This is a genomic window from Stenotrophomonas maltophilia (assembly GCF_003970865.1).
GTDB lineage: Bacteria > Pseudomonadota > Gammaproteobacteria > Xanthomonadales > Xanthomonadaceae > Stenotrophomonas > Stenotrophomonas maltophilia_AR.
The window spans coordinates 1-11,592 of sequence record NZ_RXLZ01000095.1; the positions used below are offsets into that span (position 1 = coordinate 1).

The 11,592-nt window shown below is 67.9% G+C and carries 14 protein-coding genes; 6 read left to right on the forward strand and 8 right to left on the reverse strand.

Features of this window, described 5'->3' with window-relative positions:
- Positions 1 to 149 precede the first annotated feature (149 nt).
- Positions 150 to 1,151, reverse strand: coding sequence for a KpsF/GutQ family sugar-phosphate isomerase (locus EKL94_RS20915; RefSeq protein WP_126930491.1), 1,002 nt, complete (start codon positions 1,149 to 1,151; stop codon positions 150 to 152).
- 54 nt (positions 1,152 to 1,205) lie between these two features.
- Here EKL94_RS20915 and EKL94_RS20920 point away from each other — a divergent pair, with 54 nt between their 5' ends.
- The 3 genes from EKL94_RS20920 to EKL94_RS20930 are packed head-to-tail and all read left to right on the forward strand — an operon-like array spanning position 1,206 to position 3,052.
- Complete coding sequence (locus EKL94_RS20920) at positions 1,206 to 1,436, forward strand: BolA family protein (protein WP_005408396.1); 231 nt, start codon at positions 1,206 to 1,208, stop codon at positions 1,434 to 1,436.
- 21 nt (positions 1,437 to 1,457) lie between these two features.
- A complete protein-coding gene (gene murA / locus EKL94_RS20925; RefSeq protein WP_126930492.1) occupies positions 1,458 to 2,729 on the forward strand; it encodes a UDP-N-acetylglucosamine 1-carboxyvinyltransferase in 1,272 nt (423 codons plus the stop codon).
- Positions 2,726 to 3,052, forward strand: a complete 327-nt coding sequence (locus tag EKL94_RS20930; RefSeq protein ID WP_049459898.1) for a hypothetical protein — start codon at positions 2,726 to 2,728, stop codon at positions 3,050 to 3,052. Before murA ends, EKL94_RS20930 begins: the two co-directional genes overlap by 4 nt.
- 113 nt (positions 3,053 to 3,165) lie before the next feature.
- Here EKL94_RS20930 and EKL94_RS20935 read toward each other — a convergent pair whose 3' ends face one another.
- The 7 genes from EKL94_RS20935 to purM form a co-directional block, all read right to left on the reverse strand.
- A complete protein-coding gene (locus EKL94_RS20935; protein ID WP_126930493.1) occupies positions 3,166 to 3,849 on the reverse strand; it encodes a DUF3108 domain-containing protein in 684 nt (227 codons plus the stop codon).
- Between the two features lie 2 nt (positions 3,850 to 3,851).
- Complete coding sequence (locus EKL94_RS20940; RefSeq protein WP_126930494.1) at positions 3,852 to 4,676, reverse strand: DUF3108 domain-containing protein; 825 nt, start codon at positions 4,674 to 4,676, stop codon at positions 3,852 to 3,854.
- Positions 4,677 to 4,743: 67 nt separating this feature from the next.
- Positions 4,744 to 5,403 carry a phosphoribosylglycinamide formyltransferase gene (gene purN / locus EKL94_RS20945; protein WP_126930495.1) on the reverse strand — a complete coding sequence of 220 codons (660 nt, stop codon included), beginning with the start codon at positions 5,401 to 5,403 and terminating at the stop codon, positions 4,744 to 4,746.
- Positions 5,400 to 6,062 carry a DUF2238 domain-containing protein gene (locus tag EKL94_RS20950; protein ID WP_126930496.1) on the reverse strand — a complete coding sequence of 221 codons (663 nt, stop codon included), beginning with the start codon at positions 6,060 to 6,062 and terminating at the stop codon, positions 5,400 to 5,402. The genes purN and EKL94_RS20950 overlap by 4 nt, the downstream gene beginning before the upstream one ends.
- Positions 6,063 to 6,103: 41 nt before the next feature.
- Positions 6,104 to 6,526 (reverse strand): hypothetical protein, encoded by a 423-nt coding sequence (locus EKL94_RS20955; RefSeq protein WP_126930497.1) that lies wholly within the window; start codon positions 6,524 to 6,526, stop codon positions 6,104 to 6,106.
- Entirely contained in the window at positions 6,523 to 7,011 is a 489-nt protein-coding gene (locus tag EKL94_RS20960) for a hypothetical protein (protein ID WP_126930498.1), read from the reverse strand. The genes EKL94_RS20955 and EKL94_RS20960 overlap by 4 nt, the downstream gene beginning before the upstream one ends.
- Before the next feature lie 23 nt (positions 7,012 to 7,034).
- The gene (gene purM / locus EKL94_RS20965; protein ID WP_126930499.1) at positions 7,035 to 8,093 is read right to left on the reverse strand and encodes a phosphoribosylformylglycinamidine cyclo-ligase; all 1,059 of its coding nucleotides are present in this window, start codon (positions 8,091 to 8,093) and stop codon (positions 7,035 to 7,037) included.
- Between the two features lie 99 nt (positions 8,094 to 8,192).
- Between purM and EKL94_RS20970 the strand changes: the two genes are divergently transcribed.
- Genes EKL94_RS20970 through hda form a run of 3 tightly spaced genes read left to right on the forward strand, consistent with a single transcriptional unit; the run spans position 8,193 to position 11,205 of the window.
- Complete coding sequence (locus EKL94_RS20970) at positions 8,193 to 9,332, forward strand: DUF2066 domain-containing protein (protein ID WP_126930500.1); 1,140 nt, start codon at positions 8,193 to 8,195, stop codon at positions 9,330 to 9,332.
- The gene (locus tag EKL94_RS20975; protein ID WP_126930501.1) at positions 9,329 to 10,498 is read left to right on the forward strand and encodes an AI-2E family transporter; all 1,170 of its coding nucleotides are present in this window, start codon (positions 9,329 to 9,331) and stop codon (positions 10,496 to 10,498) included. The genes EKL94_RS20970 and EKL94_RS20975 overlap by 4 nt, the downstream gene beginning before the upstream one ends.
- Positions 10,498 to 11,205: a DnaA regulatory inactivator Hda gene (gene hda / locus EKL94_RS20980; RefSeq protein WP_032130359.1), complete on the forward strand. Its 708-nt coding sequence runs from the start codon at positions 10,498 to 10,500 to the stop codon at positions 11,203 to 11,205. The genes EKL94_RS20975 and hda overlap by 1 nt, the downstream gene beginning before the upstream one ends.
- The last annotated feature ends 387 nt before the right edge of the window (positions 11,206 to 11,592 follow it).

An 11,592-nucleotide genomic window follows, 5' to 3' on the forward strand; every position in this document is an offset into this window, starting at 1 on the left:
TTTTTTTGTCATGTAGCAGCCAGAGGACAAGGCGGAGTAGGGAGCCCGTCGGGTGGGTTGGGGGTGTGGTATACAGAACGGCTCAGGGCGGCAGGCTCGTTGGGGGCAGGTGCGGCGTTACAGACTGAATGGGGTCTACGGACTGTCGGTTAAACCACCCGGGCCCGCAACAGGTCATGAATGTTCAGGGCGCCGACCGCGCGGCCCTGGCCATCGACCACGATCAGGCCGGTGATCTTGTGGGTCTCCATCAGCCTGGCCGCCTCGACCGCCAGCTGGTCGGCGCCGATGGTGCGCGGGTTGCGGGTCATCACGTCGGCGATCTTCGCGGTGCGCACGTCCAGCGCGCTGTCCAGCGCACGGCGCAGGTCACCGTCGGTGAACAGGCCGATCAGCACGCCAGCGGCATCGACCACGGCGGTCATGCCCAGCCGTTTGCGGCTCATCTCCATCAGCGCTTCGCTGAGGCTGGCGTCGGCGCCCACGCTGGGCAGGTCCTCGCCGGTGTGCATGACGTCGGTGATGTGCAGCAGCAGGCGGCGGCCGAGGCTGCCGGCCGGGTGCGAGCGGGCGAAGTCATCGGCGGTGAAGCCACGCGCGTCAAGCAGGGCCACGGCCAGCGCATCGCCCATCGCCAGCGAGGCGGTGGTGCTGGAGGTCGGCGCCAGCGCCAGCGGGCAGGCTTCGGCCGGCACGCTCACGTCCAGGTGGATGTCGGCGGCGGTGGCCAGGCTGGACTGCGGGCGGCCGGTCATGGAAATCAGCACGTTGCCCTGGCGCTTGAGCACCGGCAGCAGCATCAGCACCTCGTCGGACTCGCCCGAATAGGACAGGGCCAGCACCACGTCGTCTTCGGTGATCATGCCCAGGTCGCCGTGGCCGGCTTCACCGGGGTGCACGTAGAACGCCGGCGTACCGGTGGACGCCAGGGTGGCGGCGATCTTGCGGGCGATATGCCCGGACTTGCCCATGCCGGTGGCGACCACCCGCCCGCGGCTGGCCAGGATCGCCTGGCAGGCCTGCTGGAAGGCCTCGCCAAGGCGGTCGGCCACGGCGTCCAGCGCCTGCCGCTCGATCTCGAAGACGCGGCGGCCGCTGGCGACCAGGCCTGCAGGGTCGACGGAACGGGGGGGCAACAGGGATTCGGCCATGCGGACGCCACGCAGCGGAAGTAGAATGGACGCACATTTTATTAGGAAAGCCCGTTGGACGCCGACACCATCCGCAATCTGATCGAAACCGGCCTGCCTGGCGCCCGCGCCGACGTGCAGGGCGACGATGGCGTGCATTTCGAAGCGACCGTGGTCTGCGAGGCCTTTGCCGGCAAGATGCCGCTGGCCCGCCACCGCATGGTGTATGCCACGCTGGGCGACCTGATGGGCGGCGCGATCCACGCGCTGGCGCTGAAAACCGTGACCCCGGCCGAAGCCGGCTGAACCGCAGAAGATCCCGAATACATGGCCAAGATCGTTGTGACCGGCGGCGCTGCGCTGCACGGTGAAGTGAGCATCTCCGGCGCCAAGAACGCCGTCCTCCCCATTCTCTGCGCGACCCTGCTGGCCGATGAGCCGGTGGAGATCACCAACGTGCCCCACCTGCACGACGTGGTCACCACGGTGAAGCTGCTGGGCGAGCTGGGCGCCAAGGTCACCATCGACCAGGGCACGCTGTCGCGCGGCAGCGCGATCGTGGTCGACCCGCGTTCGGTGAACCAGCACGTGGCACCGTATGAGCTGGTCAAGACCATGCGCGCCTCGATCCTGGTGCTGGGCCCGCTGCTGGCCCGCTTCGGCGCGGCCGAAGTGTCGCTGCCCGGCGGCTGCGCGATCGGTTCGCGTCCGGTCGACCAGCACATCAAGGGCCTGCAGGCGCTGGGTGCCGAGATCGTGGTCGAGAACGGCTTCATCAAGGCCACCGCCAAGCGCCTGAAGGGTGGCCACTTCACCTTCGACATGGTCAGCGTCACCGGTACCGAGAACGTGCTGATGGGCGCGGTGCTGGCCGAAGGCACTACCATCCTCGACAACTGTGCGATGGAACCGGAAGTGACCGATCTGGCGCACTGCCTGATCGCGCTGGGCGCGAAGATCGAAGGCCTGGGCACCGCCCGCCTGGTGATCGAAGGCGTCGAGCGCCTGTCCGGTGGCCGCCACGAAGTGCTGCCCGACCGCATCGAGACCGGCACCTTCCTGGTGGCCGCAGCGATGACCGGTGGCAAGGTCACGGTCAACCGTGCGCGCCCGAACACCATGGACGCGGTGCTGTCCAAGCTGGTCGAGGCCGGTGCGAAGATCGAGACCACCGACGACACCATCACCCTGGACATGCAGGGCAAGCGGCCGAAGGCGGTCAACCTGACCACCGCGCCGTACCCGGCATTCCCGACCGACATGCAGGCGCAGTTCATGGCGCTCAACTGCGTGGCCGACGGCGTGGGCGTCATCAACGAAACGATCTTCGAGAACCGTTTCATGCACGTCAACGAACTGCTGCGCCTGGGCGCGGACATCCAGGTCGAAGGGCATACCGCCATCGTGCGTGGCAGCGAGCACCTGAGTGGTGCACCGGTGATGGCCACCGACCTGCGCGCTTCGGCCTCGCTGATCCTGGCCGGCCTGATGGCCAGCGGCGAGACCACCATCGACCGCATCTACCACCTTGATCGTGGCTACGAGAACATCGAAGAGAAGCTGTCTTCGCTCGGCGCCACCATCCGGCGCGTGCCATGATCCTGCGCGGCAAGTTCAGCCCGCGTCGCAAGGCGCTGCTGGCCCTGGTGCTGATCGTGCTGGCGTGGCTGGGCTATGCCTGGTACGCCAACATCGCCATCACCCAGGGCATCGAGCAGAAGGACATGGACTGGAACGGCGATGGCACGGTCTCGCGTGATGAAATCATCGAGTCGTTCTATGCGGTCGCAGTGAACGACAGCCAGGACGGCAACCGTCATTGCCGCACCTTCGTCTGGCGCAGCACCGGTGAGCAGATCCGCGTGGACTGCCGCACCGAGTTCAAGGCGGCCGAAGAGAAACCGGCCGAAGCGAAGAAATAAGAAAACGCCCGCGAAAGCGGGCGTTTTTTTGGGATACACCCATCCACGCATGGCGTGGATCTACTGGAACGTGAAGTAGATCCACGCCATGCGTGGATGACGTGGATCTCCGGTCAGTTCATCGCCTTGATGGTCAGGTCCAGCGCATCGCGGCCGCTCTCACGCTGCAGCATGCGCGCCGGCACCGGGAACTCCGGCACGATCCAGGCGATCAGTTCCTTGTTGCCATCGGCGCGCGAGACCTTGGTGGCTTCGTAGCTCTTGCCGGCCACGGTGATCGATTCCTTGCCGATCACACGGTACGTCATGTTCTTGATGCGGCCTTCGTCGACCATGCGATAGGTCAGCGGCTTGCCGGCGGCCAGGTCACGGGCGATCGCCAGGTTGATCAGCAGCGCGTCCATGTCGCCCGCCTTCAGCGCGATGGGGCCCGCACGGTCCGGCTTGATGTCGCCGGTCCAGGTGGCCTGGTTGCTGGTCCAGTTGTAGTTGGCCTGCACGTTGCGCTTCTTCACCAGCAGCGCCGAACGGTCCTGGCTGCTGAGCGGGCGCAGCTGGCCACGCACTTCCTCGAACACCGTGCTCTGGCTGAGGTCGGCCAGCTGGTTCTTCACCTGCAGGCTGTAGCGCCACTTGTTGCTGCCTTCGCTGGCCAGGGTCATGGTGCCGTTGGCCTGCATGCCCATGTAGCTGGCGAGGTAATCCGCCTTGAACGGTTCCAGGGCCATGGCCGGCAGGCTGGCCACGGTCAGGGCAGCGGCTGCGATCCAGGTGAGGGGGCGGGTCAGGGTATTCATGCTCAGACTCCTTGGTATTCGATCAGGCGCAGATCAACGCGGTCTTCGCCGTCTTCGCGTTGCAGGATGCGCACCGGGGTGGGGACACCGTTGGCGATCCAGAGAATGGTTTCGTTTCTGCCACCGTTGGTCCGGTAGACCCGCAGCGCGTTGTAGGACAGGTCGCCGACCTCGACGTTCTCGGTCTGCGGCGCGGCCTGGTAGTCGTGTTCGCGGACCTTGCCCATGTCCACGTAGCGGTAATGCATGGTGGCGCCCGGACGCGCATCGCGCATGATCGCCAGATTGATCAGCAGTGCGCTCTGGTCACCCGCCTGCAGCGGGACCGGCTGCGCGCGTTCCTTCTTGACGTCGCCGGTCCATTGCGCGGTGCCGGCCTGCCAGTTGTAGGTACCGACCGCCTTCTTGCCCAGGAACAGGCCCTTGCGCACCGTGCTCTGGCTGAGAGGCGCATACACGCCGCTGCGCTCCTCGAACACCGTGCTCTGTTCGATGTTCAGTCCCAGCACGCTGGCAAAGCCGCGGCGGCCGACCACCTGCATGTCCACCCGCCACTGGCTGCCGGCGGTGTGGGTGACCTGCATGCTGGCATCACCCGCTTCCTTGCCCTTGTAGAAGGCCTGGTAGGTGGCGCTGAACGGCTGCAGCGGCGGTGGCTCCCAGGCCAGTGCCGGTGGCATCGGTACGGCCGGCGCCTCGGCAGGCGGCTGCACTGCGGGCACCGGTGCCGGCGGGGTGGCGGGCGCCTGTGCCTGGCCCCAGCCCACGCCGGGGAACACGGCAAGCGACAGCAGCAATGAGGTGGACAGCAGGGTCGTGGTCTTCATGGAGGACAGGGACCGCAGGAGGGGGCAGGATGCCAGCCCCGCAGTCAGCGGGGCGTGTGCATGGGCGTTACCGGTTCAGGTTCCCGGCGGAATCTAGGGCCAACGGGCTAAACAGGGGGTGACCGTCCAGTTGCGGCTGGCCCTCCCGTTCAGCCAGGCGGTCGGCGCACAACAGCTGCAGGGTGGCGATCAGCAGCGGATGCTCCACCGCGAGCACGCGTGCAGCGAGGCTGTCGGCGTCATCGCCGGGCAGTACTGGTACTCGCACCTGCGCCAGCACGGCGCCGGCGTCCAGCTCGGGCACAACCAGGTGCACGCTGGCACCGTGCTCGACGTCGCCGGCGTCCAGCGCACGCGCGTGGGTGTCCAGGCCCTTGTGCAGTGGCAGCAGCGACGGATGGATGTTGACCAGCCGGCCATTGAAGCGCTGCACGAAGGCCGCGCCGAGGATGCGCATGTAGCCGGCGCAGACGATCCAGTCCGGCTGTACTGCGGTAAGCGCATCGCCGAGCGCCTGCTCGTAGCTGGCGCGGTCGCTGAACTCCTTCGGTGCATGCGCCCAGCGCAGGCCGGCATCGACACGCAGCAGGGCCTCCGCGGCGGGACGGTCGGAAAACACGCCGACTACCTCGGCCGGCAGGCGGCCGTCGGCAATGGCATCGAGGATGGCCTGCAGGTTGCTGCCACGACCGGAGGCGAGCACGGCAATGCGGGTGGGCGCGGTCACGGCTGGGCGCTCCGGCGGGTCAGCGGCCAGACCAGCAGGCTGCCGAGGGTGGCCATCAGCATGTCGGCGTGCGCGTCCCACATGTCGCCCTGCTGCCCGTTGTAGGCCTCGGCGGCATCGGGCGACAGGGCAAGCGCGATGGCCCACTCGAACCATTCGTAGACCAGGCTGGCACACATCACCGTCATCACCGCCAGGGTGAAGGCCTGGCCCAGGCGCAGCGCAGGCCACGCATGGCGGGCCAGCTGCAGCAGCGCGGGAGTGAAGCAGACGCCGAACAGGAAGTGGATCAGGCGGTCGAAATGATTGCGCTGCCAGCCGAAGGCCGCATTCGGCGACCAGCCGGTCAGCGTCTGCGCCCAGGCGTCGTAGGGCACGTTGGAATACAGCCAGCGCGCAGCCACGCAGTGCAGGGCGATGAAGCCGCAGATGGCGATGAAGGCGCCGTTGCCCAGCCAGCCGCCGCGACGATCGACCCACAGCAGCGCGGCCAGCCCGATCACGGTCAGGGTGCTGTGCAGGGCCTGCTCGGTAGGCCACAGCGGGTGGACCCAGCTGATTGCGAACACCGCCAGCACGGCGGCAAAGGCCAGCTTCTTGGGGCCCGAGAAACGGTGGGTGGTGGGCGAAGCGGACGTCGGGAGGGCAGGCGCGGACATGGGAAATCGATCAGGAAAGGACGGGGCGTCTGCCGGCAGGTTCAGACACTGAGGTGGTCGCCGCGGTCGAACAGCGCGGCCATTTCAGGCTTGGACAGGAACACCCAGGCATAGGCGGCCAAGGCCATGCCCAGCGGGCCGGCCAGCACGCCCAGCCAGGCCGCGCGCTGGCACCAGGCCAGCCCGGTGCGATGTGACAGCTGGCGTGCGGTGTACAACTGCACAAACCCCAGCACGGCGGCCAGCACGGCGATCGACGCATAGACCGTGGTCAGCATCCAGGCATCGTCCAACCCGCGCGAGTGGGCCACCCATCCGCTGAGGCCAAGGAACGCCACTGTGGCGAACCAATGGAAGCCGGCCAACGCGTAGAACAGCACCTTCAGTGTCTGCAGATGGCTGGTCAGCTGCAGCTGCGCCAGGGTCTGATGTGGCAGCGGCGGCGGATTGCCGGAGGCGGTCATGCGGTCGCGGCGGGAAGGTCGAAGGCGGCCTTGACCTGCGGGCGCACCAGAGTGATCAGGCTGAACACTCCCAGCGCAGTGCCGATCGGCGCGAACAGGCAGGCCAGGCCGGCCACGATCAGGCACAGCAGGTAACGGCGGCGACGGGTCAGGCAGCGGCCGGCGTAGGCCACGAACGCGCCCAGGGTCACGCCACCGAACACGATGACGCAGCCGACGATGGTGAACATCCAGCCGAACAGGCGCTCCTCGGCCGGCGACGACGGCTGGCCGCCGGAATTCAGCGGCAGGTTGCCGGTGAGCGCGGTGATTCCCAGCACGATGTGGATGATGAAGATCAGCGAGAACAGCGCGATCAGGGCGCCGACCACGTAGTGCGCGATGGCCAGCATGCGCAGGTGGTCGGCATCCTGCGCGCTGAACACCGGTACCGTCGCCAGCGGCGGCGGCACGGGGGCGGGCGACAAGGGGGGCGTTGCGTCCATGCGGGGCTCCTGGGTTGCCGGGGTCAGCCGATGTGGACGCGCTCGCCGCCTTCGGCGGTGACCACCTGGCCGATGGTCCAGTGCTCCAGGCCCTGCGCCTTGACTGCGTCGGACACCGCGGCCACCTGGTCCGGCGCCACGATCAGCACGAAGCCGATGCCGCAGTTGAAGGTGCGCCACATCTCGCTGTCGGCTACTGCGCCTTCCTTCTGCAGCCACTGGAACACCGGCGGCAGGGTCCAGGACGAGGCCTGGATGTCCAGGCCGAGGCCTTCGGGCACCACGCGGATGATGTTCTCGGTCAGGCCGCCACCGGTGATGTGGGCCATGCCGTGGATGGCCTCGCCGTGCGACTTCAGCAGCGACAGGATCGGCTTGACGTACAGGCGGGTCGGCGCCATCAGCGCATCGACCAGCTTCACGCCGCCTTCCAGCTCCAGCTCGGCCGGGCGGCCAGCACGGTCGTAGATGCGGCGCACCAGCGAGTAGCCATTGGAGTGCGGGCCGGACGAGGCGATGCCGATCAGCACGTCGCCGGCGGCCACGCTGGCGCCGTCCTTCAGCTCGCTCTTCTCGACCGCGGCCACCGTGAAGCCGGCCAGGTCGTACTCGCCCGGGGCATACATGTCGGGCATTTCAGCGGTCTCGCCGCCGATCAGCGCGCAGCCGGCCTCGGTGCAGCCGTTGGCGATGCCGCCCACGACCGCCGCGGCGGTGTCGATGTCCAGCTTGCCGGTGGCGAAGTAGTCCAGGAAGAACAGCGGTTCGGCACCCTGCACCAGCACGTCGTTCACGCACATGGCGACCAGGTCGATGCCGATCGTATCGTGGCGGTTCAGCTGGTGGGCCAGCTTCAGCTTGGTGCCCACGCCGTCGGTACCCGACACCAGCACCGGCTCGCGGTACTTGTTGGACAGGTCGAACAGGGCGCCGAAGCCGCCCAGGCCGCCCATCACTTCCGGGCGGAAGCTGCGCTTGACCAGGGGCTTGATCCGCTCGACCAGCTCGTTGCCGGCGTCGATGTCGACACCCGCATCACGGTAGGTGAGGGGGGAGGGGGCGGAAGACGGGGTGTTGGTCACGGGCGTCGGCGCTGGCAGGGGTTGAACGGGCGATTTTAACAGGCCGCATTGGCGCAAAGGCCGTATTCGGGCAACAATTCCCCCGGATACGTCGAGCCAATGGATGTCCTGATGCGCCGCAGCCTGATTCTGACCCTGCTCCTTGCGCTGAGCCTGCCGGTGGCCACGATGGCCCAGAGCGGCCTGCGCACCGAGGGTGATGTTGCCACCGCCACTGGCGCGTACGAGGCCGAAGTGCCCGTCAACAGCCAAGCCGAAGCCGACCGCAACGGCGCGCTGGCCCGCGCCTTGAGCGTCGTACTGGGCAAGTTGTCCGGCGATCGCAGCGTGATGTCGCGCCCTGGCGTGGCGCAGGCGCTGCGCAATGCCAAGGATTACGTGGCCAGCTACGACTACAAGCAGGACCAGAGCGTGAGCGCCAGTGGCGCCCCCAGCTTCCGCACCCTGCTGGTGGCCCGCTTCCGCGAGGACGATGTCGACTCGCTGGTGTCGGCGCTGGGCCTGCCGCTGTGGCCGCAGCCGCGCCCGAAGCCGGTGCTGTGGCTGGCCGTCGACGACGGCAGCGGTCCGCGCCTGGTCAGCGTGCAGCAGGCCAACGCCGCCCGCCCGTTGCTGAACCGCGCCATCGAGCGCGGCTACAAGCTCGGTCTGCCCAGCGGTGGTGCCGCCGAACAGGCACTGGCCGGTGCCATCTGGCGCCAGGACAGCGCCGCCGTGGCCCGCGCCTCTTCGCGCTACTCACCGCCGATGCAGCTGATCGGCAAGCTGTACCGCGCCAACGGCGGCTGGCAGGCGGACTGGGTGTTCGTCGACAACGGCCGTGAGCTGAACAAGTGGACCAGCAAGGATGCCAACGCGATGCGCGCGATGGCCGCCGGTGCCGATGGTGCCGCCGATGCGCTGGTCAAGCGCTATGCCAAGGCCGGTGCGGCCGTCGGCCAGGCCGGCACCTACCGGGTGGTGGTCACCGGCATCAACAGCGCCGATGACTACCTGCGCCTGGCTGCCGGCCTGCGCGAGGTACCGGTGGTGCGCAACGTCACCCCGCTGCACGCCTCTGCCAGCCAGCTGGAGCTGAGCCTGGAGATGACCACCGGCCTGGCCGGCTTCAACCGCATGCTGGGCGACAACGGCGTGCTGGTGCCGAGCGCACCGCTGCCGGCCCTGCCGACGCCGATCGACGACACCACCGGTGCCCCGGTCGCAGCGCCGGTCAGCAACGAGTACCGCCTGCGATGAACCTGAGCCCGGAAGCGGAAATCGCGCAGTTCCTGCGCCGCCTGAAGTACATCCTGTTCGCCGGCATGATCGGCTGGGTGGTGTGGCTGCTGGCGCCGATCCTGACTCCGTTCGTGCTGGCGCTGGCGCTGGCCTGGCTGGGCGATCCGCTGGTGGACCGCATCGAGGCCACCGGCCGCTCGCGCATGACCGGCGTGGTGCTGGTGTTTGCGGCGATGGTGCTGGTGATCGTGGCGCTGCTGCTGGTGCTGGTACCGATGATCGAGCGCCAGATCACCACCCTGATCGCGGTCGCGCCGCAGGCACAGGCGTGGTTGATGGAAAAGGGCATCCCCTGGTTCGAGCAGAAGACCGGCCTGGAAGTGATGCAGTGGATGGATCCGGACCGTCTGATCGAATGGGTGCGCAGCCACTGGCAGCAGGCCGGCGGCTTTGCCACCACGTTCATGGGCTACGTCTCGCGCTCGGGTTTTGCGATGGTGACCTGGGTGGTCAACATCCTGCTGCTGCCGATCCTGGCGTTCTACTTCCTGCGTGACTGGGACAAGCTGGTCGAGCGAGTGGCGTCGGTGATCCCGCGCAACCAGATCGGCACCATCAGCGCGCTGGCGCGTGAATCCAACGAAGTGCTGGGTGCGTTCATCCGTGGGCAGTTCCTCGTGATGCTGGCGCTGGGCGTGATCTACGCCGGTGGCCTGTCGCTGGTCGGCCTCAAGCTGGGCCTGCTGATCGGCCTGATTGCCGGCCTGATCAGCTTCATTCCCTACCTGGGCGCGACCACCGGCATCCTGATGGCGGTGGTGGCCGCGCTGGTGCAGGCGCAGGGCTTCGACCTGAAGCTGCTGATCCTGGTCGGCGTGGTGTTCACCGTGGGCCAGCTGCTGGAGAGCTACGTGCTGACCCCGCGCATCGTCGGCGACAAGATCGGCCTGCACCCGGTGGCGGTGATCTTCGCGGTGATGGCCGGTGGCCAGCTGTTCGGCTTCCTCGGCATGCTGCTCGCGCTGCCGGTGGCAGCGGTGACCAACGTGCTGCTGCGCTACGCGCACCAGCGTTATCGCCAGAGCGAGCTGTACGTGGGTGAGAAGCCGGCGATCGTGCTTGATGGCGTGGTCGACGCCCCCCATATCATCATTCCGAACGACAAGGGCCCCGACCTGAAGTGATGGGTGTGCCGCAACTGCCGCTGGCCCTGCATTACCCGCGGGACCAGCGCCTGGAGACCTTCATCGGCGCGCCGGATGGCGCGCTGGCGCAGCTGCGCGCGATCGCGGTGGGTGCCAGCCACGATTGGGTCTACCTGGAAGGTGCGGCGGGCACGGGCAAGACCCACCAGGCGCTGGCGATGTGCTCCAGCGCCGAGCAGGCCGGGCGCCTGCCGACCTACGTACCGCTGGCCAGTGCCGCCGGCCGCGTACGTGCTGCACTGGATGGGCTGGAGGCGCGCGAACTGGTCGCGTTGGACGGTCTGGACGAGGTGGCCGGCAACCGCGAGGACGAGATCGCACTGTTCGATTTCCACAACCGCGCGCGCGCTGCGGGCGTGACCGTGCTGTACACGGCGCAGAAGGCGCCGGAAGAACTGGGCCTGGTACTGCCCGACCTGCGTTCGCGGCTGGGTCAGTGCGTGCGTGTGCTGCTGCAGCCGCTGGACGAGGAAGGTCGTGCTGCGGTGCTGCGCGAACGCGCGCTGCGGCGTGGGCTGGCGATCGACGAGGCGTCCATCGAGTGGCTGTTGTCGCATACCGGGCGCGAGCTGGGTGGGTTGATCACGCTGCTGGACTGGCTGGACCGCGAGTCGCTGGCGGCGAAGCGGCGGATCACCGTGCCGTTCCTGCGCCAGGTGCTGGAAGAAGGCCGGCCTCGTTACTGAGGGATGTTGTTCGGCAGGGCTGCGCCCTGCACCCGCCGAAGCAACGTCAACGTCAACGTCAAAAGCGGGCTTCCTGAGGGGAGGCGGGGCGCTGTGGGCTTGCGGGGCCGCCGTAAACCCGTCCATGCGGGCTTGGTCGCCGCATCCATGCGGCTCACACCCCGCAAGCCCACAGCGCCCCGCCTTCGACAGTTGGCCGGTGGCCCTGGGATTCGATCTTGAATCTGATGTGCTCCGCTCTTGGTAGGTGTCGACCTTGGTCGACACCACCATCGAACCCCGCTACCCGACCCCCTTTGGCGTTTCTTTTTTTTTTCCCTGCGTGTAGCGCCCCCGAAACTTCCCCTGGCCCCGCTCGGGCTGGCGCCCACGGCGTAGCGCCCCCGG